Source organism: Amycolatopsis dongchuanensis, from assembly GCF_039542405.1.
Classification (GTDB): domain Bacteria; phylum Actinomycetota; class Actinomycetes; order Mycobacteriales; family Pseudonocardiaceae; genus Amycolatopsis_E; species Amycolatopsis_E sacchari.
In genome coordinates this window covers 10499-31881 of record NZ_BAABIB010000070.1, presented here as the reverse complement: position 1 = coordinate 31881, position 21383 = coordinate 10499, and the positions used below count along the sequence as shown (strand labels likewise).

The 21383-nt window shown below is 71.6% G+C and carries 20 protein-coding genes and 1 pseudogene; 13 read left to right on the top strand and 8 right to left on the bottom strand.

Annotated features, from left to right (window positions below; genetic code table 11):
- The first annotated feature begins 85 nt into the window (after positions 1-85).
- Complete coding sequence (locus tag ABFX51_RS15950; RefSeq protein ID WP_091507912.1) at positions 86-499, top strand: DUF3151 domain-containing protein; 414 nt, start codon at positions 86-88, stop codon at positions 497-499.
- Between the two features lie 16 nt (positions 500-515).
- Here ABFX51_RS15950 and ABFX51_RS15945 read toward each other — a convergent pair whose 3' ends face one another.
- Positions 516-1739 carry a lipase family protein gene (locus tag ABFX51_RS15945; protein WP_091507911.1) on the bottom strand — a complete coding sequence of 408 codons (1224 nt, stop codon included), beginning with the start codon at positions 1737-1739 and terminating at the stop codon, positions 516-518.
- A gap of 67 nt (positions 1740-1806) precedes the next feature.
- On the opposite strand from ABFX51_RS15945, the gene ABFX51_RS15940 reads away from it, so the two are divergent.
- A complete protein-coding gene (locus ABFX51_RS15940; RefSeq protein ID WP_091507908.1) occupies positions 1807-2457 on the top strand; it encodes a TetR/AcrR family transcriptional regulator in 651 nt (216 codons plus the stop codon).
- 7 nt (positions 2458-2464) lie between these two features.
- On the opposite strand, the gene ABFX51_RS15935 is transcribed toward ABFX51_RS15940, so the two are convergent.
- Positions 2465-3781 carry a M1 family metallopeptidase gene (locus ABFX51_RS15935; protein WP_177228718.1) on the bottom strand — a complete coding sequence of 439 codons (1317 nt, stop codon included), beginning with the start codon at positions 3779-3781 and terminating at the stop codon, positions 2465-2467.
- Between the two features lie 120 nt (positions 3782-3901).
- Here ABFX51_RS15935 and ABFX51_RS15930 point away from each other — a divergent pair, with 120 nt between their 5' ends.
- Positions 3902-5755 carry an FAD/NAD(P)-binding protein gene (locus ABFX51_RS15930; RefSeq protein ID WP_346054126.1) on the top strand — a complete coding sequence of 618 codons (1854 nt, stop codon included), beginning with the start codon at positions 3902-3904 and terminating at the stop codon, positions 5753-5755.
- Here ABFX51_RS15930 and ABFX51_RS15925 read toward each other — a convergent pair.
- Entirely contained in the window at positions 5730-6356 is a 627-nt protein-coding gene (locus ABFX51_RS15925) for an HNH endonuclease family protein (protein ID WP_346054125.1), read from the bottom strand. The two genes, ABFX51_RS15930 and ABFX51_RS15925, sit on opposite strands and share 26 nt — an antisense overlap.
- A 69-nt stretch (positions 6357-6425) precedes the next feature.
- On the bottom strand, positions 6426-7106 hold the full coding sequence (locus ABFX51_RS15920) for a hypothetical protein (protein WP_346054124.1): 681 nt from the start codon (positions 7104-7106) through the stop codon (positions 6426-6428).
- A gap of 44 nt (positions 7107-7150) precedes the next feature.
- On the opposite strand from ABFX51_RS15920, the gene ABFX51_RS15915 reads away from it, so the two are divergent.
- Positions 7151-8437, top strand: coding sequence for an adenylosuccinate synthase (locus tag ABFX51_RS15915; RefSeq protein WP_346054123.1), 1287 nt, complete (start codon positions 7151-7153; stop codon positions 8435-8437).
- On the opposite strand, the gene ABFX51_RS15910 is transcribed toward ABFX51_RS15915, so the two are convergent.
- From ABFX51_RS15910 to ABFX51_RS15900, 3 genes are all read right to left on the bottom strand, one after another.
- The gene (locus ABFX51_RS15910; protein WP_091507895.1) at positions 8430-8924 is read right to left on the bottom strand and encodes an OsmC family protein; all 495 of its coding nucleotides are present in this window, start codon (positions 8922-8924) and stop codon (positions 8430-8432) included. The two genes, ABFX51_RS15915 and ABFX51_RS15910, sit on opposite strands and share 8 nt — an antisense overlap.
- Before the next feature lie 102 nt (positions 8925-9026).
- Positions 9027-10679, bottom strand: coding sequence for a Na+/H+ antiporter (locus ABFX51_RS15905; protein ID WP_346054122.1), 1653 nt, complete (start codon positions 10677-10679; stop codon positions 9027-9029).
- A 64-nt stretch (positions 10680-10743) separates the two neighbouring features.
- Complete coding sequence (locus ABFX51_RS15900) at positions 10744-12264, bottom strand: DHA2 family efflux MFS transporter permease subunit (RefSeq protein WP_091507891.1); 1521 nt, start codon at positions 12262-12264, stop codon at positions 10744-10746.
- Between the two features lie 305 nt (positions 12265-12569).
- Here ABFX51_RS15900 and ABFX51_RS15895 point away from each other — a divergent pair, with 305 nt between their 5' ends.
- Positions 12570-12716, top strand: a complete 147-nt coding sequence (locus ABFX51_RS15895) for a hypothetical protein (RefSeq protein ID WP_346054121.1) — start codon at positions 12570-12572, stop codon at positions 12714-12716.
- 239 nt (positions 12717-12955) lie between these two features.
- Positions 12956-13210, top strand: coding sequence for a helix-turn-helix domain-containing protein (locus ABFX51_RS15890; protein ID WP_346054120.1), 255 nt, complete (start codon positions 12956-12958; stop codon positions 13208-13210).
- 23 nt (positions 13211-13233) lie between these two features.
- Here ABFX51_RS15890 and ABFX51_RS15885 read toward each other — a convergent pair whose 3' ends face one another.
- Positions 13234-14328 (bottom strand): glycerophosphodiester phosphodiesterase, encoded by a 1095-nt coding sequence (locus ABFX51_RS15885; RefSeq protein WP_428832475.1) that lies wholly within the window; start codon positions 14326-14328, stop codon positions 13234-13236.
- A 112-nt stretch (positions 14329-14440) separates the two neighbouring features.
- On the opposite strand from ABFX51_RS15885, the gene purD reads away from it, so the two are divergent.
- From purD to ABFX51_RS15850, 7 genes and pseudogenes are all read left to right on the top strand, one after another.
- Positions 14441-15700 carry a phosphoribosylamine--glycine ligase gene (gene purD, locus ABFX51_RS15880; protein ID WP_346054118.1) on the top strand — a complete coding sequence of 420 codons (1260 nt, stop codon included), beginning with the start codon at positions 14441-14443 and terminating at the stop codon, positions 15698-15700.
- A gap of 83 nt (positions 15701-15783) precedes the next feature.
- The gene (locus ABFX51_RS15875) at positions 15784-16167 is read left to right on the top strand and encodes a PE domain-containing protein (protein WP_091507884.1); all 384 of its coding nucleotides are present in this window, start codon (positions 15784-15786) and stop codon (positions 16165-16167) included.
- A gap of 4 nt (positions 16168-16171) precedes the next feature.
- Positions 16172-16723: a DUF3558 domain-containing protein gene (locus tag ABFX51_RS15870; RefSeq protein WP_245783076.1), complete on the top strand. Its 552-nt coding sequence runs from the start codon at positions 16172-16174 to the stop codon at positions 16721-16723.
- Positions 16720-18336: a hypothetical protein gene (locus ABFX51_RS15865; protein ID WP_346054117.1), complete on the top strand. Its 1617-nt coding sequence runs from the start codon at positions 16720-16722 to the stop codon at positions 18334-18336. Before ABFX51_RS15870 ends, ABFX51_RS15865 begins: the two co-directional genes overlap by 4 nt.
- Positions 18333-19103 carry an ESX secretion-associated protein EspG gene (locus ABFX51_RS15860; protein ID WP_091507876.1) on the top strand — a complete coding sequence of 257 codons (771 nt, stop codon included), beginning with the start codon at positions 18333-18335 and terminating at the stop codon, positions 19101-19103. Before ABFX51_RS15865 ends, ABFX51_RS15860 begins: the two co-directional genes overlap by 4 nt.
- A gap of 85 nt (positions 19104-19188) precedes the next feature.
- Positions 19189-19530: a hypothetical protein gene (locus tag ABFX51_RS15855; protein WP_091507874.1), complete on the top strand. Its 342-nt coding sequence runs from the start codon at positions 19189-19191 to the stop codon at positions 19528-19530.
- Positions 19530-19805: pseudogene (locus ABFX51_RS15850) on the top strand (WXG100 family type VII secretion target); the annotation flags it as partial. The gene ABFX51_RS15855 and the pseudogene ABFX51_RS15850, both read left to right, overlap by 1 nt.
- Positions 19806-21383 lie beyond the last annotated feature (1578 nt).

The window sequence follows — 21383 nt, the reverse complement described above, 5'->3', positions numbered from 1 at the left end:
CGCCGCGGTCCTCGTCGCCTGCCTCGTGCTGCTGGGCAGCGGGGTGCTGGCGAGCCTGATCTTCTAGCCGGGGCAGGATGGGAGCATGACGCACGCGAACCTGCTGGGCCCCGAACCGACGCGGCTGCCCGACCGCCCCGACGCACAGGCCGCGCTCGACGCCGGGACCGACCCCGCCGACGTGGCCGCGGAGCACCCGGACTTCAGCGAGGCGTGGGCGGCGCTGGCCGAGCGCGCGCTGGAGGCCGGCGAGATCGTCGCCGCCTACGCCTACGCGCGCACCGGCTACCACCGCGGCCTGGATCAGCTGCGCCGCTCCGGCTGGAAGGGCTTCGGCCCGGTGCCCTGGAGCCACCGCCCCAACCAGGGCTTCCTGCGGGCGCTGGCCGCGCTCGGCCGCGCCGCCCAGCGCATCGGCGAGACCGAGGAGTACGAGCGCTGCCGCACCTTCCTCGCCGACTCGGACCCCGAGGCGGCGGAGGCCACCGGGCTGAAGTGAAAAGTCAGTCGGACCATCAGAAGTCTCCACAGTTGGTGGTGGCCGGGGCGCCGTGCAGGCGCCCGTCCAGCCAGGCGTAGGCGAGGGGGTAGGCGGCCACGGCGCCTCCCACGTGCGTCGGTGCGGCGAGCGTTTCGAACCGCACCGCCGCGCCCTCCGCGCACCAGTCGCGAGCCATTTCGCGGCCCTGCGCGTAGGGCACGATGTCGTCGAGCCCGGAGTGCAGCACCAGCACCGGCGCCTTCGGCGGGATCGTGCCGATCCGCTGCTCCGCCACCGCCGACGCGTAGGGCTCCTCGCCGAGGTAGGCCGTGATCGGCCGCCCGTCGGCGGTGAGGTCCGCGGTGCGCGTGAAGGCGTGCTTGAGGATCGCGTCCCCGGTGCACTCTGATTCGACCTGTTCCTCCAGTGCCCGGCCCTTGTCGTTGAGCACGGCCGGGATGTCCAGTTCGGGGTAGGCGTAGTTGATGGCCGCCACCGCGAACATCAGGAAGCCCACCGCGTAGTGCCCGTCGAGGTTCTCGGCGACGGCGGCGAGATCGGCGGGCGGCGCGCCGGCGTAGGCGGCCTTGAGGTCCAGTTCCGGGGCGTAGCTGCCCTGCAGTTCGGCCGCGGCCGCGGAGGCCCCACCGCCCTGCGAGTACCCGGCGAGCGCCACCGGACCGCCGGCGGGCAGGCCCGCCTCGGGCAGCCGCTGCGCGGCGCGGATCGCGTCGAGCACGGCGTACGCCTCCGCCTTGCGGTTGACGTAGGTGTGCACGCCGGGTGTGCCGAGGCCCTCGTAGTCGGTGATCGCGATGCCGTAACCGCGGGAGAGCAGGCCGGCGAGGAACGGGCCCTCGTACTCCTGCCCCATCGCGAGCGCCTTCGACGGGGCGCACTGGTCACCGAGGCCCTGGGTCCCGGCCGCGTAGCCGATGATCGGGCGGACCCCCGGCCCGGTCCACGGCACGGTCGGTGTGAGCACCGTGCCGCTGACCGCGACCGGGTTCCCGTGGGTGTCGGTGCTGCGGTACAGGATCCGCTGCACCCGCGCCGGGGCGGGCACGAGCTTCGCCGGGTCGAGGAAGAACCGCGCCTCCTGGTGACGGATGATGTCGCCGGGTGAGCCCGCCGGCAGGGGCGACGGCGGGTCGTAGAAATCCGCGGCACCGGCCGGTGCCGCGCCGACAGTCAGCGAGACCAGGCCGATGACCGGGACCAGGAGTGCCGCGACCGCGCGGCGGAGGGTCAGACGCATGCTCGCTCCCCAGTGAGCTATTTTCCGACATCACTGTCGGAAAAAGGATCGAGGTGAGGGCACCGCGATGGCAATCCCCCGGAAGCGTGGTCCGGGCAGGCCGCGGAAGCTGCCCGTGGAGGACCAGCGCGCGCTGGTGCTGGCCGCCGCCCGGCAGGTGTTCGCGACCGCCGGGGTGCAGGGCGCGACGATCGAGCAGATCGCGCGCCAGGCCGGGCTGAGCAGGCAGGCGGTCTACGAGCTGTTCGGCGACAAGACCCACCTGTTCGAGCAGGCGGTCGCCGACCTCGAAGAGCAGGCGTACCGCACGATCGCCGAGCGCGGTTCCGGTGATGCCGACCTCGACCTGAAGTCGTGGGCGCGCAAGAACTACGCGAACCTGTTCGCCTTCGTCGCCGAGCACCCCGAGGCGATGCCCCTGCTGCAGGAGGCCGAGCGCGCGGGCAACCCGGCGTTGACGCGGCTGCGCGCCCGGCTCGCCGAGGTCTACCAGGAGGCCAGCGCCCGGCGCTGGGCCGCGTACGGCGTCGAGCCGGGCCGCGCGGACGTCGCGCTGGTGGCCATGTACTTCGCGATGACGGAGACGCTGGTCAACCTGTCCTGGCCGGGCGAACCGCCCGACCGCGAGGCGCTCATCGACCTGCTCACCGAGTTCACGATCGGCGGGGTCCTGCGGCTGCACGGCCAGACCCCGGAGGTCATCGACCGGGTGCGGTGACGCCGGGTCAGAGGTATCCGTCCGCGGGGACCGTGGCGCCGCGGAACCAGGCCTGGAAGAAGCCGGTGAGGTCCTGCCCGGAGATCCTCCCGGCGAAGGCTTCGAACTCCGGCCAGCCGACGTACTCACCTCGGTGCGCCTGCGCCCATCCCTTGAGCAGCCGGCCGAACGCCTCGTCGCCGATCTGCCGGCGCAGTGCGTGCAGGGCGAGCGGGCCCTTGCTGTACATGTTCAGCCCCGGCAGCTGCCCCGGGCGGTAGAGCGGCTGCCAGAAAGCGCTGTCCCCCTTGGCGGCCTCGACCTGCTCGCGGTACCGGGCGTCCAGGTCGGCGCCGCCTTCGGCCTCGTCCCACAGCCACGTCGCGTAGCTCGCGAAGCACTCGGCCAGGCAACCGTCCTCCGCCTGGCCGGGCGCGACCGACACCCCGTACCACTGGTGGGCCTGCTCGTGGACGACCTGCTGGATGTTCATGTACTGGCTGTTGCCCGCGCCGAGGTACACCGGCCGGGTCTGCGGCGAGGTCCCGGGCCCGTCGTCGTTGACGTCCACGAACACGTTGCCCGCCGCGTCGAACGGGTACGGGCCGAACCTCCCGGACAGGAAGCCGAGGATCTCGGGCAGGCGGTCGGCCAGTGGTCTGGTCGCCGCCTCCAGGCCGGGGGCGTACGCGTTGACCACCGGGGTCCCGTCGGCCAGCGCCGAGCGGTCGATGGTGAAGCGGTCGACGGACACGGCGATGAAGTCGGGGTCGGCAGCCGGCTCCGTCCAGTCGTACGTCGTGGCGCCCGGTTCGTGCCGCACCGCGCCCTCCCGCCCGATCGACACGACGCCCCAGCCGTCCGGCACGGTCGCCACCAGGTGGAACCGGGCCTTGTCGTGGCCGTCCTCGTGCGCGGGGAACCAAGCGCTGGAGCCGCCTTCGAACGCCGTCGCCCCGCCTGACGTGGTGGGGAGCCACGCGGCGCCGGGCGTGCCGTCGTAGGAGATCCGGACGGTGAACCGGGCGCCGCGGCCGATGGGCGTCGCAGGCTCGACGACCAGGTCCTCCCCGCTCTGCGTGTACCGCGCCGCTTGCGAGTCGATCTCGACCGAACGGACGCGTGGGCCGTCGAGGGCGAGCGTGAGGCTGCGCAACGATTCGGCGGACACCGCGCTGACCACCGTGACACCCTGCAGGTTCCGGCTGTCCGGCCGGTAGTCCATCGTGATGTCGTAGCCGGTGACGTCGAAGTCACCGCTCGGACCCGCTGTGGCGGACGCACTGCCGGTCCCGGCCAGTGAGCCCGCCAGCACGGTGGCGACCACCAGTGTTTTCGTCTTCATGGACCACACTGTCGGCAGGCGCCGTCCGACCGGCGTCCAGGTCGTGTCGCGGTTTCGTCGCAACGTCCACATCGCGGAACCCCGTCCCCCGGCGCGGGAGATCCCCGTAACTTCGGAAGCATGGCGCCGTGTCACCTCGCGATCGTGGGGGCGGGGCCGCGTGGGGTCGGTGTCCTGGAACGGATCTCGGCGAACGCGGCCGAGCTGCTCGGCACCACCCGCCTGGTGGTGCACCTGATCGACCCGTTCCCGCCGGGGCCGGGCCGGATCTGGCGGTACGAGCAGTCGCCGCTGCTGCGGATGAACTCGATGACCGAGGACGTCACGATGTTCACCGACGAGACCGTGCGGATGGACGGCCCGGTCCGGCCGGGGCCTTCGCTGGCCGAGTGGGCGGACCAGCTGCGGCGCGGCGAGCTGCGGCACGAGATCGCCGCCGACCTGCACGACGAGCTAGCCGCCCTGCTCACCACGTCGTTCCCGACCCGGCGGCTGCAGAGCACCTACCTGGCGTGGGTGTACCGGCGCGTGCTGGACGAGCTGCCCGAAGGCATCGAGGTCGTGGAGCACCGCGCGCGGGCGGTGCGCGTCGAGGACGACCACGTGCGGCTGGCCGACGGCACCTCCGTCCCCGCGGACCTGCTGTTGCTGACCGTGGGTCACCTCGACGCCGAGCCGGACGCCGCGTCGGCCGGGCTGGTCGAGTACGCGCGCGAGCACGGCCTTTCCTACTACCCCGCGGGGTACACCGCCGACATCGACTACTCGGCGATCCCGGCGGGCGAGCACGTGCTGGTGCGTGGGTTCGGGCTGGCGTTCGTCGACCTCATGCTGCTGCTCACCGAGGGCCGCGGCGGCCGGTTCGACGAACGGGACGACGGGTCGCTGGTCTACACGCCGAGCGGCGCGGAACCCGTGCTGCACGTGGGTTCCCGGCGCGGCGTGCCGTACCACTCGAAGCCCGGGTACCGGCTGCAGGGCGAACCGTTGCAGCTGCCCAAGTTCTTCGACGCGGCCGTGATCGAGGCGCTGCCGGAGGGGCCGCTCGACTTCTTCGCCGACGTGTGGCCCTTGGTGGCCAAGGAAATCGCGTGGGGTTACTACAGCGAGCTGTGGACGGGGCATCCCGACCGCGTGCGGCTCGGCTTTCCCGAGTTCGCCGAGCGCTTCGCCGAACACCGTTGGGACAGCGAGGAAATGCGCGCCCTGATCGAGGGTGCGGTGCCCGCCGAGGAGGACCGGCTCGACCTGAACCGGCTCGACCGGCCGTTGGCGGGCGAGCGGTTCGAGGACGCGGAGAGCTTCGGCAAGCACCTGCGCGAGTACGTCGAGGCGGACCTCGCGCGGCGCGCGGATCCGGCCTATAGCGCGGATCTCGGCGGGTTCATGGCCCTGCTGTCGGTCTACCACCACCTGCCGGGGCTCGCCGACTCCGGGCGGCTCGACCCGATCTCCCAGGTGTCCGATGTGGACGGCTGGTTCCACGGGTTCTTCAGCTTCTACGCCAGCGGCCCGCCGCCACGGCGGTTGCGGGAGCTGCTGGCGCTCGAGCAGGCGGGCGTGGTGTCGTTCGCGGGCGCGGAACTGCGCGTGACCTCCGAACGCGGCCGGTTCGTCGCGACCACCAGCAGCTTCCCCGGCGAACTCGAGGCGCGGACGCTCGTCGAGGCGCGGCTGCCGAACGCGAGCGTCGGCCTCGCGTCGGACGAGCTCATCCGCACACTGCGCGATTCCGGGGAGCTGACCGAGGAACTGGTCCTCGGTCAGCCCTCCGGGCGCATACACACGCGGTTGTCCGACGGCAGGCTGCTCAAGCCGGACGGCACACCGCACGAGCGGTGGTTCTCCCTCGGCCCGCACACCAGCGCCCGCTCCGCCGCCGCGTTCACGCGACCGCGGATCAACGCCTTGCCACTGCGGCAGAACGACGTCGTGGCACGGGAGATACTCAGCAGTGCCCGAGCATGTCGGTGAGCGCCGCCTTCTCGGCGGAGTTCACCGTCAGCTTCCACTTGTACTTCACCGCGATCCACATCTCGGCGTAGGTGCACCAGTAGCTCGTGAGCGGCGGCTTCCACTCGTCCGGCGACGCGTCGCCCTTCTCCTGGTTGACGTTGTCGGTGACGGCGATCAGCTGCGGGTCGGACAGGTCGTTCGCGTACGCCTGCCGCTGCGCCGTGGTCCACGACGACGCGCCGGTGCGCCACGCGTCGGCGAGCGGGACCACGTGGTCGATGTCGACGTCCGACGCGGCGGTCCACGTCGCGCCGTCGTAGGGGCTGTACCAGCGGCCCGACGTGGGCGCGCAGTCCGAGCCGGTGACGACGTTCGTGCCGTCGCGCTTCAGCACGACCTCACGGGTGTTGCAGCTGCCGCCCTGGTCGATCCAGTGCGGGAACTTGTCGCGCGAGTAGCCGGTGAGCGAACCGTCGGCCTTGACGGTCAGCGCGGCGAGCTCCGAGCGGGCGGTGGTCTCCGAGGGGATGCCGGGCGGGGTGGCGAGCGCGGTGCCGGTGAGCCCGGCGGTGACGACGGCGGCGGCGAGCAGGACGGTGAACGTACGGGAACCAGCCATGCGGCGAGCGTGACTGGACCAGGTGACGAAGCCGCCACCCGAAGGTGTCGGCAGGTTTACGATCCGTAGTCAGCCGAGACCGCGGACCAGCCGCAGGTCCTCGGTGTGCCGGTACCAGGTCCAGCGCGTGATCGCGCGCGGGAAGGGCACGCCGTCGCTCGTCGGGCGCGTCGGCACGCAGCCGAGCTGGAACGCGCGGCCGGCCAGCGTCATCGGGCGCTTGAACACCAGGCCCTTCACCACCCGCACGACCAGGCCCGCACCGCCCTCGGTGTCCGGCGTTACCTCGATCGAGCGCGCCGTCCCACGCAGAGCTACACCGTCGTCACAGTAAGCAACGCCGCGGATGGCGCCGAATGTGCCTCTCCCCACTAAAACGCCCCCGTTGTCGTCGCGGATCAGCGGCACGGGGTCCGCGTCACCGTGCAACGCGACCTTCAGCGCGCGGGCCGGATCGGTCGGCAGCCCCCACAGCGCGGCGACCTCCGACGCCGGGTCCGCCGGCACGAAACCGACGCGCGTCGTGGCGAGCTTTTCCTTGCGCAGCAAGCGAAGCGCGACCGCGGCGAGGTCGGCGTCCGTGCCGACGACGATGAGCTGCCCGTCCTCCAGCAGCGGGTCGACGACGTCCTTGCCCGGCCGCTCCCCGACCCGGTGCACGGTCAGCCCGTCGACCTCCGGCAGCTCCGGCGCCGACGCACCGCAAACCAGTACCTGTCCCCGCACGTCGCGGCCCTCCGTTACGCTCATGCATCGGCAATTGCCAAATCTTCGCCGAATACCTGGAGTGTCACATGCCGGCCATCGTGCTGATCGGTGCCCAATGGGGCGACGAGGGCAAGGGCAAGGCCACCGACCTGCTCGGCGACCGCGTCCAGTGGGTCGTCCGCTACCAGGGCGGGAACAACGCCGGGCACACGGTCGTGCTGCCCAGCGGTGAGAACTTCGCCCTGCACCTGATCCCTTCCGGCATCCTGACCCCCGGGGTGACCAACGTGATCGGCAACGGCGTGGTCGTCGACCCGGGGGTGCTCCTGGAGGAGCTGGACGGGCTGGAGAAGCGCGACGTCGACACCAGCCGCCTGCTCATCTCGGCCGACGCCCATCTGATCATGCCGTACCACGTGGCCATCGATAAGGTCACCGAGCGGTACCTGGGCAGCCGCAAGATCGGCACCACCGGCCGCGGCATCGGGCCGTGCTACCAGGACAAGGTCGCGCGCGTCGGCGTGCGCGTGCAGGACCTGCTGGACGAGAAGATCTTCCGCCAGAAGGTCGAGGCCGCGCTGGAGTTCAAGAACCAGGTGCTGGTCAAGGTCTACAACCGCAAGGCGCTCGACGCCGACCAGGTGGCCGACGAGGTGCTGGCCGCGGGCGAGAAGTTCGCGCACCGCATCGCCGACACCCGGCTGCAGCTGAACAAGGCGCTGGAGCGCGGCGAGACCGTGCTGCTGGAGGGTTCGCAGGGCACGCTGCTCGACGTGGACCACGGGACTTACCCGTTCGTGACCTCGTCGAACCCGACGTCCGGTGGCGCGAGCGCCGGGTCCGGCATCGGGCCGGGGCGGATCACGACCGTGCTGGGCATCCTCAAGGCGTACACGACGCGTGTCGGCTCGGGCCCGTTCCCGAGCGAGCTGCACGACGAGATGGGCGAGCACCTGCGCAAGGCCGGTGGCGAGTTCGGCGTCACCACCGGCCGGTCACGGCGCACGGGCTGGTTCGACGCGGTGATCGCGCGGTACGCGGCCAGGGTCAACGGCATCACCGACTACTTCCTCACCAAGCTCGACGTGCTGTCGGGGCTGGAGAAGGTGCCGGTGTGCGTCGGGTACGAGGTGGACGGCTTCCGCACCGAGGACATGCCGATGACCCAGACCGACGTCCACCACGCCGTGCCGGTCTACGAGGAGCTGCCCGGCTGGTGGGAGGACCTGTCGGAGTGCCGCACGTTCGAGGAGCTCCCGGCGAACGCCCGCGCGTACGTCGAGCGCCTGGAGGAGCTGTCGGGCGCCCGCATCTCCGCCATCGGCGTCGGCCCCGGCCGCGATCAGACCATCGTCCGGCACGAGTTCATTTGAGCGTCGTCGTCACCGGCGTCGGGTTGCGGAAGAGGTCGAGCACCGGGCAGTGCTCGTCGACCTGGCGCTTGAGGTCCTCGTAGCGTTCGCGGTCCGCCGGGCCGGTCAGCTCGACGGAGACGCGGACGTCGGTGAAGCCCGGGCGCGTGCCGTTGAAGCCGAAGAACCCGTGCAGGTCGAGGTCGCCGTCCACGGTCACCTTGACGCCCTCCAGCGGGACACCGAGCTTCGCCGCCCAGAACTGGTACGTGATCACCTGGCAGGAGCCGAGCGCGGCGAGCGCGTACTCGACCGGGTTGGCCGCCACGTCGGTGCCGCCGAGGGGCTGGGGTTCGTCGACGGTGAAGCCGTGGTCGCGCACCCGCACCTCGACCTGGGTGGCCGTGCCGGGCACGAGCGCGTTCGCCACGCTGAACGAGACGGCGGCGTTGGCGGGGTCGGCTTCCGTCGCCTGGCGGGTGCCTTCGATGACGTCGGTCAGGGACATGGTCGCTCCAGTTCTTCGGCCGTTCACGGAAATCCCACGATGGCGCCTGTCCTCGGCGGGAAGCCAGCGCTCTCAGGTGGTGGGACGCCGTGCTCGTCGGCCTCAGCTGAGGCGCGGGTTCAGCGTCGCCGACAGCGAGAGCTCCTCCAGATCGAGTTCACGCAGCACCTTGCGGAGCACGTCGTCGTCCAGGTCGCCGGCCTCCCGGCACGCGAGGACCGCTTCCCGTTGTGCCAGCAGGAGTTCCCGTCTCGCGCGGACGAACGCGGCGTGCGGGCTGGCTTCGCGTTCCTCGCTGTTGAGCGAGATCCCGGCGATCGCCGCCTGGTAGCGGGATTCGACGAGCCCGCGGAGCCTCGCGACGAGCCGGTCCGCCCGCTCCTCCGGGATGTCCACTTTGGACAGCACCTCGGGCATCAGGTCGTCGAGGCGCCGCATCGCCGCGTGCATCGCCTGTTCCCTCGCGTACTTCTCCTGCTCGTCGTCGTGTTCCGCCTCCAGTTCCGGGTCGATGCCGATCCGGCGGATCAACACGGGCAGCGTCAGCCCCTGGATCAGCAACGTGCCGACGGCGACGACGAACGCGAACAGCTGGATCTCCTCGCGGCCGGGGAACGGGGCGCCGGTGCTCGTCACGAGCGGCACACCGGTGGCGGCGGCGAGGGTCACCACGCCGCGCATCCCCGTCCACGACAGGATCGTGAAGTACCGCAGCGGTGGTCTGGTGCGCTCGCCGCCGAACAGGCGCAGCGCGTGCGGCAGGACACCGGTCAGGAACACGTACGGGATGCGGATCCCGATCGTCACCACGAGCACGACGACCGCCGCGAGCACGAGCGCGCCGTTGCTGGGCGCGGCGCTGTCCATGTTCTCCAGCACGAACGGCAGTTGCAGGCCCATCAACGCGAACACGAGCGTTTCGAGCAGCACGTCGAGCGACGCCCACACCGACGAGTCCTGCACGCGCGTCGCGGAACCGGACCGCAGGGACTGGTTGCCGAGGTACAGCCCGGCCGCGACGACGGCGAGCACGCCCGAACCGCTGAAGTCGGCGGAGAACGGGTGGATGTGCTCGGCGATGACGTACACGGCGAACGGCACGATGATCCCGAACACCGACTCCATCAGCGGGTCGTCGAGCTTGCGGCGGATGAAGCCGACGAGCAGCCCGGCCACCAGCCCGACGGCGATCCCGAGCACCGCAGCGACCAGGAAGATCAGGAACCCGTGGCCGATCGAGCCCGCGGCGCCCAGCACGGCGGCCAGCGTGATCTTGTACAGGGTCAGCGCGGCGGCGTCGTTGACGAGGCTTTCGCCGGTGAGCACGGTCATCAGCCGGCGTGGCAACCCGAGCCGCCGCCCGATCGCGACCGCGGTGACGGCGTCGGGCGGGGCGACCACGGCACCCAGCACGAGCGCGGAGGCCAGCGGCAGCTCCGGCAGCACCAGGTGCACCACGAACCCCACGACGAACGCCGTGACGACGACCAGGACGACCCCGAGCGCGATGATGGGCCGGGAGGCGGCGCGGAACTGCGCGAAGGAACTGTCCAGCGCCGTCGAGTACAGCAGCGGCGGCAGGACCAGCGTGAGGATCAGCTCCGGTTCGAGCTCGATCCGGGGTACCCCGGGGAGGTACGACACCGCCAGCGCCACCACGACGATCAGCAGCGGGGCCGAGAGGTTGTACCGCCGTGCGACGGCCGTCAGCCCGAGGGCCCCGGCGAGCACCGCCATCAGGGTCACGAGTTCCATGCACTGACCCATACCCAGGGAAACGCGTTCGCACCCCGCGGAAACCCGCGGGGTGCGAACGGAGTCAGTGCAGCACGGGGGCGACGACCTGCTCGTCGTCCTCCTTGCGCACCGGCGGGCGCTTCGGCAGGAACAACGCCGGGACGAGGCACACCGCGACCAGCACCAGCGACCACAGGAACGTGGAGGCGAACGCGTCGGCCGAGGCGCCGGCCGCCGTGTCGTGCGTCTGCGGGTTCATCAGCAGCGCCGTGGCGGCCAGCTGGCCCTGGCTCGTCGGGACTCCGAACTTGCCCGCGAGCAGGCTCGCCAGCACCACCGACATCACGGCCGAACCGATACCGCCCGCCGCCTGCTGGACGATGTTCATCGTCGTCGACGCCTTGGCCACCGTGCGCTGGGTGAGCGTCTGCAGCGCCGCCGCGCTGATCGGCATCATCGTGAAGCCCATGCCCAGGCCCACCACGAACAGCCCGGCCATCAGCAGCGGGTACGGCGTGTCGGCGCCGACCTGGGTGAACAACGCGAGCCCCACGAGGATCACCACGATGCCGGGCACCACGATCTTGCCCGCGCCGATCTTGTCGGCCAGCCGGCCGCCGATGGGCATCGTCAGCATCGCGCCGAGCCCCTGCGGCGCCATCAGCAGCCCCGCCTGCAGCGCGGACTCCCCGCGCACGAGCACGAAGTACGTGGGCAGCAGCAGCATCGCGCCGAGGAAGGCGGCCATGAAGAACGTCATCGTGATCATCGCGGTCGAGAACGTCCTGTCCCTGAACAGCTTCAGGTCCACGAGCGGGTTCGCGATCCGGGTGGCCCGCAGCACGAACACCGCGATCAGCACGATCCCCAGCAGCCCGGGCAGCCACACGCTCGTCGACGAGATGCCGCCCTCCGCCGGGAGCTTCGACACGCCGAAGATCAGCAGCGCGAGACCGGGCGAGAGCATCAGCATGCCGGGGAAGTCGAACTTCTCCGCGGGACGCGACTCGTCCTTGGGCAGCAGCCGCAGGGCCAGCAGGAACGCGATCGCGCCGATCGGCACGTTGATGTAGAAGATCCAGCGCCAGCTCACGGCGTCGACGAGCCAGCCACCGAGGATCGGGCCGCCGATCGGGCCCAGCAGCATCGGCACGCCGAGCACGGCCATCACCCGGCCGACCCGGTGCGGGCCCGCGGCCTTGGTCATGATCGTCATGCCCGCGGGCATCAGCATGCCGCCGCCGAGCCCCTGCAGCACGCGGAAGGCGATGAGCGACTCGATGTTCCACGCCATGCCGGCGAGCATCGAGCCGAGCAGGAACAGCCCGATCGACAGCAGGTACAGCCGCTTGGTGCCGAACCGGTCACACGCCCAGCCGGTGACCGGGATGACGGTCGCCAGCGCGAGCATGTAGCCGGTGACGACCCACTGGATGGTGTCGAACGACGTCTTGAACTCGAGCGTCAGCGCCTGGATCGCGACGTTGACGACCGTGGTGTCGAGAATCGCCATGACGGCGCCGAGGACCACGACCCCGGCGATCTTGAGCACCCCGGAGTCGAGCTTGTCCGAGTCCGCGGGTCTTGGCTCAGCAGTAGTCATCAGATCCCGTTCCGAGTCAGGAAAAAAGGGCAGGGCGGCAGGCCATGAGAAGCACCGCCGCCCTGCGAACCCCCTCAACTGTCGTTGAGGGTATCGAAACGGAAAAAGCAGACGCTACAGAATTTCGCGAGCAGCTGATTCCGCGACGAATCCATCACTGAGCGCAACAGCCCTGGTGCGCGGCTTTTCCGGCCCGGCTCGCTACTGTTGCGCCAGCCACCGAGCTTCCCCGCGCGGCCGCCGGGGAAGTGCCCCGGCGGTCGGGGGCCCGAGTGCCCGCCGACCGGAGGGAAAGGTGGTGGCCCATGAGCCACAAGCGCCAGCGGCGCCGGCGAGGGCCGAGGGCGACGCTCCGGCTCGCCGTCACACTCCGGATGGAGGTGACGGCGAGCGGCGTCGCGGTGATCACAGCACTGGTGCTTTACGGATTGACAGCCCTGCACCGGTTCTGACAGCTCACCTGCCTGGGACCGCTCCTTGCGAGCGGTTCCAGGCACCTTCGCCACCGTCTGCGACGAGGCGCGGTAGGACGCGCCTTGGTGCGCACTGTAGCGCGTACGGGTTCAATCTTCCGAGCAAGGCGGCTCCGACCTGCGGACAACCTTGACCATACAACTCTGGTCCAGGCTCTTCAGCCGAGGCCGTATGATCAACTCTGGTCAGATCAAGGTTGTCCAACCAAAGTTGCCGCGTGCCGACGCCGAACCGCACCGCCCGAGCGGCGATCCCCGAACTGGGCAGGCGCGTCCGGGCCCGGCGGAAAGCGCTCGACCTCACTCAACAGGATCTCGCCTACTCCGCCGGAATGGCGATCAGCTGGTTGTCCAGCCTGGAACGCGGCAAACCGAAACGTCTCGAACTGCCCGGCATCCTCGCCATCGCCGAGGCGCTCGAAATGGATCCAGCCGACCTGATCCGCGGGCTGAGGGCAGACCCGCTGCCCTGAAGCCCGCAGCGCCGGACCGAGCGCTACGCACCGCTCACCGCCAGCAACGCCGTGTCCGGCTGGTCCGCGAAGAAACCGTCGATTCCCGTTGCCAGGAAAGCGGATTCCTCGGCGAAGATGTCGCCCCATTCCGCCGGGTCCGCGGACGAACGCAGGTTCGCGGGCAGGAAGCTGTTTTCGTTGCGGAAGGTGTAGGGCGCCACTTTCAGGCCCGCGTGATGAGCGTCACGGACCAGCGTCGTGGGTGCGGCGAGGTTTCCGGCCGCGTCGCGCGGGATGATCTGGTTCTTGTCCGGGCCGAGGTAGTCCGCGTACGTGGAGATCTCCTTGAGACCGGCGGGGGTGACGAGGTCCGCGTACGTGCGCTTGTCGCCCTTCGCGACGAAGTCCGCCGGGGCGCCCGTCGCGGACGTCAGCTGCAGCAGCGGCACCCGCACCTGCTTGCTCAACGCCTTGAGGTTGCCCACCTCGAACGACTGGATCACCACCGGCGCGTTCGGGCGGTTGAGGCCGTTGCGGTTGAGCAGCGCCACCAGCTTCGGCTCGGTCGGGTTGCCGATGGAGCTGAAGTACGTGGAGTGCTTGACCTCGGGGTAGGTGCCGAGCGTGCGGTGCAGTTCGCGGCCCAGTCGCCGCGTCAGGTCGAGGACCTCCTGGTACGTGGCGATCTGCCACCGTCCGTTGTAGATCGTGTTGTGCGGGCGCACGTCCGGGATGCGTTCGGTGGCCCGCAGGGTTTTCAGCTCGGCGAGCGTGAAGTCCTCCGTGAACCAGCCGGTGAGACTGACCCCGTCGATGACCTTCGTGGTCTTCCGCGACGCGAACTCCGGGTGCCGCGCGACGTCCGTGGTGCCGCCGATCTCGTTCTCGTGCCGCGCGACGAGCTGGCCGTCCTTCGTCGGCACGAGGTCGACGTCCACCCAGTTCACCCCCTGCCGGAACGCGAGCTCGTAGGACGCGAGCGTGTGCTCGGGGCGGTAACCGGGGGCGCCGCGGTGACCCACGACGACCGGGCCCGAATCCCCGCTGCGGGTGACCTCCACGGCGCCGCTCGACGGACTGGCCACGCCCACCAGCGCGAGCCCGGACAACAGCGCCACCACCATTCGTTTCCGCATCTTCATCGCGCCACTCTGGCGGGGGATGGCGTCGGGCACGGCACAACGGGCCGACGTCGTGTTGTCGGGCGGGTGAACGGAACGTACGGAAAGCGCCCGTTACTCTCTGGGCGTGCGTGTCCTAGTCATCGGGTCCGGTGCCCGCGAACATGCCCTTGTCCTCGCCGCGTCCCACGACCCGGCGGTGACCGCGCTCGCGTGCGCCCCCGGCAACGCGGGTACGGCGGCGGTGGCCGAGCAGCTCGGCGTGGACGTGGCCGACCCGGACGCCGTCGCCGCGCTCGCCCAGAGCTGGCGTGCCGACCTCGTCGTGATCGGCCCCGAGGTGCCGCTCGTCGCCGGTGCCGCCGACGCCGTGCGCAAGGCCGGCATCGCGTGCTTCGGCCCGTCCGCGGCCGCCGCCCGCATCGAGGGCTCGAAGTCCTTCGCCAAGGACGTGATGGCCGCCGCCGGGGTCGCCACCGCGCACAGCGAGACCGTGGACAACCCCGCCCGCCTCGACGACGCGCTCGGCCGCTTCGGCCCGGTCTGGGTGGTCAAGGACGACGGGCTCGCCGCCGGCAAGGGCGTGGTCGTCACGAGCGACTACGACGCCGCCCGCGCACACGCCATGACCCTGCTCGACGGCGGCCACCCCGTCCTGCTGGAGTCCTACCTGGACGGTCCGGAGGTGTCGCTGTTCTGCCTCGTCGACGGCCGCACCGTGGTGCCGCTGCTGCCCGCGCAGGACTTCAAGCGCGTCGGCGACGGCGACACCGGCCCCAACACCGGCGGGATGGGCGCCTACGCGCCGCTGCCGTGGGCGCCCGAAGGCCTCGCCGAGCGGATCGTCGCCGACATCGTGCAGCCCGTCGTCGACGAGCTCGCCGCACGGGACACCCCGTTCTCCGGCCTGCTCTACGCCGGGCTGGTGCTCACCGCCGACGGCCCGCAGGTCATCGAGTTCAACTGCCGCTTCGGCGACCCCGAGACCCAGGTGGTGCTGGCGCTGCTGGCCACGCCGCTCGCCGGGCTGCTGCACGCCACCGCCACCGGCACGCTCGCCGAGCACCCGCCGCTGGAGTGGCACCCCGGCGCCGCGGTCACCGTCGTGGTCGCCGCCGACGGCTACCCCGGCGTGCCGCGCGCGGGTGACGTGATCACCGGCGCGGAGGCCGAGGGCGTGCTGCACGCGGGCACCCGCCGTCGCGACGACGGAGCGGTGGTCGCCCACGGTGGCCGCGTGCTGTCGGTCGTCGGCACCGGGCCGGACCTCGCCGCGGCCCGGGCTCAGGCGTACGAGCGCGTCGCGAAGGTGCACCTCGCCGGTTCCCACCACCGCACGGACATCGCGTTGCGGGCGGCCGAGGGCGGCGTGACCGTCCCGGCCTGATCGCCGGAACCGGGCCCACGACCGGCGTGACGTTGGTAGCCTGCTGGAGACGGCTACCGTCCGTACCCGGGAGAGTGCGCACCATGGCAGACAGCACCGTGAGCGCGTTGAGCACGTCCGTGCCCGGAGTGCCCGGGGCGATGGACCTCACGATCGACCCGGACGACGTGCTCAAGGTCGCCAAGATCATCAACGACCAGGCCGACGCGCTCGCCGACCGCGTGAACCAGTCGCTGGGCGCGCTGACGCTCGAACCCCCGGCGCAGGACGTGGTCAGCGCCACCGCGGTCGACGCGTGGAACAGGCTGGTCGCTCACGGCGACGGTTCGTACGCCGCCAGGGTCCGGCACTACATCGAACAGCTGCGCAAGCTCGCCACGCAGCTGCGCAAGGCCGCCGAGACGTACCAGGCGGGCGAGGACGAGAAGGTCGCGGCGCTCGGGGACCGCCATGCCGCCGAGAGGTAGTGCGGTGTTCCTCGCGATGCTCACGCTGAGTGGTTGCACGTCGAGCATCGGCGGCGTCGCCGCGCCGGCGCCGTCCACGTCGCGCACCCCGGAGCTGCCTCCGCGCGCCAAGGACCTCTCCCTGCTGGGCAAAGATCCGTGTGCGCTGCTCACGCCGGCTCAGCTCGACCAGCTGGGCGAGAACGGCGCCCCGCGGCAGCTCGCCGAGGACGTGCAGCGGGACGGCCCGACGTGCGCCTTCGACGTCGACGCCCGTACCCCGACGTACACCTACTACCTCGAAACCATCCCCACCGCCGACATCCGGGACTGGCTCACCGGCGCGCACCACCGGTCCAGCCTGGTGCGGGAACCGGCCGACGTGCCGGGTTTCCCCGCCCTGCTGAACTACGCTCCCGGCGACGAGGGCTGCGAGACGCTCGTCGGCGTCGCCGACGGGCAGACGCTGCGGGCCCAGGTCGCGCCGGACGACGGGTCGTTCCCGCAGTGGCAGTTGTGCGACATGGCCACCACCGTGGCGAAGATGGCGGTCGAGACCTTGGAGACGGTGAAGTGAGCACCTTCGACAGCAGCCGCTACGACGTGCCGACGCTCGTGGAGAAACTCCGCGACCAGCGGTTCGACGGCTACGACGCGGCCTCGCTCGCGGCCGAGGTCGAGAAGTTCCGCGCCGGCGGCGGCACCGCGGCCATGGGTGACGCGGTGGACGCGCTCAAGCGGATCGCGGCCGCGCTCTCCGAAACCGACACGACGCTGCGCGAGCAGCTCGGCGCGCTCGGCGTTTCCTGGCAGAGCAAGGCGGGCGGGCAGGCCAGCACCGTCCTCGCCGGGCAGGCCGGGTTCTCCGCGGACGCCAACACCAAGGTCGCCGAGGCCGCCCAGCTGATCTTCGAGCAGGGCGAGGCGTTCAACCGCACCAAGAACAAGCTGCCCGACCCCGAGGCGCTGCGGCAGGGCGACGGCCACTTCACCATGGCGGACTCGTTCTTCAGCCTGTTCGGCTTCGAGACCGACCACGCGGCGAGCGTGCGGCAGGGCTTGGAGGCGAAGGCGCAGGCGATCGACGCGCTGAACGCCTACGCCCACGACAGCGGGAACTACCTGGCCGCGTCGCAGCCCGTCGAGGACCCGCAGTCGATGGACCTGCACACCTCGCTCGGCGGCGGCGTCGAGTCCGTCGCGGGCCCGAACCTCACGCAGGTGCCGCCGGTCTCGTCAGTGCCCGACGCCGATCCGACGATCGCGGCGGGCGCGAAGGACGCGCCGGTCCGCAACGCCCCCGCGCACCACGCCCCCGTCGCGGCGGCGGCCCCGCCGCCCGCCGCGACGTCCGCGCCGACCCCGCCGCTCGGCATCCCCGCCGCGCACCGCAGCGCGGCCGTGGTCACCCCGCCTTCGCAGGTGACCACCCCCAGCTCCACCTCCCCGGCCGCACGAGCGCCGATCACGGAGCCGCTGCCGAACGTCGTCGGGCACCAGCGCTCGGCGCAGCAGAGCCAACAGCAGCAGGAGTCCTTCGCCCGCCCGGGATCGGCCACCGCCCTGCCGCCCTCGGCCACCGGCGTGCCCGGATCGACCGCCGAGCAACCACAAACCCGCGCCGGGGACCGGACGGCGGGAGCGCCCGCGGGCGGGGACCGGACGGCCGGATCGCCGGGTCGTCCAGGCGCCGTCGAAGGCACGGCGCGAGGCCCGGCGGCGGGCGGGGAAGCCGTGCTGGGCAAGGGAAAGGTGTTCGGTTCCGTGCCGGGCGGCGCGAGCGGCGGCGTCAACGTCGGCCCCGGGCTCGCGAACGTGCGGGCCGCGGGCGGGGTGAGCGCGCTCGCCGAGGGTGCGCCCGCGATCGGCGCGGCGGGCGCGGCCGGTGCCACGAGCGGTGAGCGGGAACGGGACCGCCGCCCCGGCCGCAACCAGGCGGGGAAGCGCGTGCGGCAGCTGCCGGTGGGCGACCTGCCCGAGGAAGAGGAGGCGCTGCTCGCCCGCAAGGCCGCGCCGGAGCCGCCCAGCGCGGAGCACACCCGCTCGATCCTCGAACCCGCCGCCACGCAGGACGGCGACGAGGACGCACTGCACGTGCGGCGGTACGGCGTGGACGACCGCGACCTGTTCAGCGACCCGCGTGAGGTCTCCACGGACCTCATCGGCGGCAAGCCCCTGCCGGAAGAGTGAGCACGCGCGGCAGCCTGGTGCTGTCCACATTGGAGTTCGACGTGCTGTGGGAGGCCGAACGGCTGCCTCCACTGCACCCGGCGCTGCGCGTACCGAGCCCCGGCCGCACGCACACCGAACGCCGCGCGCTCGTCGAGCAGGCGTGGCGGTCGCTGGAGGCACGCGGGCTGGCCGCCGGCGGCCGCGCTTCGGCCGGGCTGGTCGACCAGCTGAACCTGCTGGCGCAGCCCAAGGTGTCCATCGACGTGTGGGTGTGGACCGACCGCGAGATCAAGGGGCTCGCGGTCAGCACGGGCAGGCAGGCGCTGCTGGGCGTCGTGGACCGCGACGAGGTGTGGCTGATCCCGGCGCGTGACACGTCGCTGCCGGAGTCCGCGGTGTCGGTCGCCGGGGAGCTGCCCGCCGGTGTCGGCCGGTCGGTGAGCGTGCCGCACCACGTCCTGCGTGCCGCCGACGCCGACGCGCAGGGCGACCCGAAAGCGCTGGTCACCGCACTGGAGGACCGGGGGGTGGAGCTGTGGCAGGCGCAGGAGCTGGCGGGGATGATGGTCGGCCTCGTCGCCCGCGGGCAGTTCGGGGTGGAGCGGCTCGGCCGCGACGGCGTCATGCACCGGGCCGGGCGCGTGATCGGCTTCTCCGACACGGACGCCGGGCGGTACCTGGTGCAGCTCGGCGGCGGCGGTGACGGCCAGGACTGGGTGACCGTCGCGCCGGCGGACAACCAGCTGCTCGCGGCGCGCATCTGGGAGTTGCTCGACGAGGTCTGAGCGGTGCTGGGAAGATCGGGGAACCGCTGGCCCCGGGCAGGCGTCCGAACAGGCGGAACGAGGCTTCGCGAAGGGGGATGACGAGGTGCCGCAGAACGATCCGGACTCGTTGGAGCACGTCGCGGGCAGGGTCGAGGCCCTGCACGACCACTTCAAGCAGTCGAAGGACAAGATGGTCGGCGTCGCCGGCCCGAACCCCTTCGGCGACATCCGGCACCCGGACGAGCGGCCCGGTGAGCCGCACCCGTCCGAGCACGCGGTCAACGCGCTGCACTCGTTCCGCGACCGCATGCACGGCCAGTTCGACGCGGCGGCCCACCTGATGAACTCGACCGGTGGCGCGTTGCGCGAGGCGGCGCGGGTGCTGCGGGAGACCGAGGCCGCCGCCGCGGACAGCATCACCGTCAAGGACGGAAGCCTCGACTGATGGCCAAGGCAGAGTTCCCCCCGAACTGGAACGACGTCGAGACGAAGACGCAGCAGGTCGAGAACGTGCGCCCGGCCGCGATCCAGGGGGTCGCGGACCAGTTCCGGCAGGCGTCGAAGGATTCGGCGGACCACAGCGCCGCCCTGCGCAACGCCACGGCGGTACTGGGCGGCGGCACGTGGACCGGCCCGCAGGCCGACGCGTTCTTCGACTACGTCAAGAAGATCGGTGACGCGGGCCAGAAGGTCAACGACCACCTCGACGAGGTCGCGAACGAGCTGGGCACGCTGCAGTCCTTCCTGGACCGCACGCAGAAGGAGGTCCAGCAGCTCCGCGACGACGCGCACGGCAAGATCGAGGGGATGAACCAGCAGGCGCAGTCGGCCGCCGACGCGGCGCAGGCGCAGCTGGACGCGGTGGCCGCGCACAAGGAGGGCGCCGCCCCGCCCGCCAAGACGCCGGACCAGATCATCGCCGAGAACACGCAGGCGACGAGCGCGGTCGCGAGCGAGGCGGCGAGCCAGATCAGCGACAAGCTCAACGCCGCCAACCAGGAGATCCAGCGCGTGATGGGCCTGGTGCAGAAGGACGTCGAGGGCGGGTACTCGTCCGTGCCGCCGCTGGGCACCACCCCGCAGGCGATGAAGAGCACGGGCGGCATCCACGGCGGTGGCGGTGGTTCGTCACACCACTCCGGCGGCGGTGGCGGAGGCGGCGGTGGGGGCGGTGGCGCCGGTGGCCTCGGCCCCAGCGGCGGCCCGCCCGTCGGTCAGCCGCCCGGCAACGTGCAGCAGTGGATCGAGGAGGCCATCAAGGAGCTGCAGGCCGCCGGGGTGAACGTCTCGGAAGCCGACATCAAGAACATCTGGGCCATCATCCAGCACGAGTCGGGCGGCAACCCGCACGCGATCAACCTGTGGGACTGCGTGCCGCTCGACACCGCGATCCTGACCCAGCGCGGCTGGCTCAAGCACGACGAGGTCGTGGTGGGTGACCGCACGATCGGCTTCAACCCCGCGACCGGCCGCAGCGAGTGGACCCCGATCACCCGCGTCGTCCACCACGCGGACGCGCCGCTCGTGCGGCTGCACAACTCGCGCTGGCACGCGACGACCACGCCGAACCACAAGTGGGTCAACCTGCCGCGCAGGCACGTGCTCGGCCCCGCCGGGCCCACCACGTGCCCGGAGCAGCGCAACGAGTATTCGACAGAACCGTCGTTCGTGCGGACGCAGGACGTCCGCAGCCGGGACCGGCTCGTGCTCGCCGCGCCTGCCGAGACACCCGCCGGGCTCGACATCTCGGTCCGCGAAGCCGCGATCCTGGGCTGGATCGCGGGTGACGGTCACGTGGAGCGCCGCAAGCACCGGCCGACGATGACGATCGCCCAGTCGAAGCCGCACCTCGCCGCGAAACTGCGCGAACTGCTCGACGGCGTTCCGCACGCGCTGTACGTCGACGACCGGGGCGGCTGCGGGCCGCGGCACCAGTTCCGGCTCGACCACGAGTACGCCCAGGACCTGCTCGCCCGCGCCGGCCACCCGAAGGCCGACGCGCTGTCCCAGGTCCTCGCGATGTCGACGGACCAGCGCGCGGCTTGGCTGGAGGCCGTGACCGACGCCGAAGGCACCCGCAGCGGGGGCTCACGCGTCGCGATCTACCAGGCACCCGGCTCGGTGCTCGAAGCGATCACCGTCGCCGTGTACCTGTCCGGCCGCCGCCCGCGAGTGCTGTACAGCCGCCGGTCGAACGCGCCCGAAAGCTGGCAGGCGGAAGCGTCGGTGCACGGCAACAACCCGGTCGTCACCGGTGCCTTCCTCGAACTGGCGCACGCCGGGCGGGCGGACGTCTGG

Bases quoted from the DNA above. Each gene is read 5' to 3' on its own strand.
- ABFX51_RS15950 (WP_091507912.1), top strand. From the start codon at position 86: ATGACGCACGCGAACCTGCTGGGCCCCGAACCGACGCGGCTGCCCGAC.
- ABFX51_RS15945 (WP_091507911.1), bottom strand. From the start codon at position 1,739: ATGCGTCTGACCCTCCGCCGCGCGGTCGCGGCACTCCTGGTCCCGGTC.
- ABFX51_RS15940 (WP_091507908.1), top strand. From the start codon at position 1,807: ATGGCAATCCCCCGGAAGCGTGGTCCGGGCAGGCCGCGGAAGCTGCCC.
- ABFX51_RS15935 (WP_177228718.1), bottom strand. From the start codon at position 3,781: ATGAAGACGAAAACACTGGTGGTCGCCACCGTGCTGGCGGGCTCACTG.
- ABFX51_RS15930 (WP_346054126.1), top strand. From the start codon at position 3,902: ATGGCGCCGTGTCACCTCGCGATCGTGGGGGCGGGGCCGCGTGGGGTC.
- ABFX51_RS15925 (WP_346054125.1), bottom strand. From the start codon at position 6,356: ATGGCTGGTTCCCGTACGTTCACCGTCCTGCTCGCCGCCGCCGTCGTC.
- ABFX51_RS15920 (WP_346054124.1), bottom strand. From the start codon at position 7,106: ATGAGCGTAACGGAGGGCCGCGACGTGCGGGGACAGGTACTGGTTTGC.
- ABFX51_RS15915 (WP_346054123.1), top strand. From the start codon at position 7,151: ATGCCGGCCATCGTGCTGATCGGTGCCCAATGGGGCGACGAGGGCAAG.
- ABFX51_RS15910 (WP_091507895.1), bottom strand. From the start codon at position 8,924: ATGTCCCTGACCGACGTCATCGAAGGCACCCGCCAGGCGACGGAAGCC.
- ABFX51_RS15905 (WP_346054122.1), bottom strand. From the start codon at position 10,679: ATGGAACTCGTGACCCTGATGGCGGTGCTCGCCGGGGCCCTCGGGCTG.
- ABFX51_RS15900 (WP_091507891.1), bottom strand. From the start codon at position 12,264: ATGACTACTGCTGAGCCAAGACCCGCGGACTCGGACAAGCTCGACTCC.
- ABFX51_RS15895 (WP_346054121.1), top strand. From the start codon at position 12,570: ATGAGCCACAAGCGCCAGCGGCGCCGGCGAGGGCCGAGGGCGACGCTC.
- ABFX51_RS15885 (WP_428832475.1), bottom strand. From the start codon at position 14,328: ATGCGGAAACGAATGGTGGTGGCGCTGTTGTCCGGGCTCGCGCTGGTG.
- ABFX51_RS15875 (WP_091507884.1), top strand. From the start codon at position 15,784: ATGGCAGACAGCACCGTGAGCGCGTTGAGCACGTCCGTGCCCGGAGTG.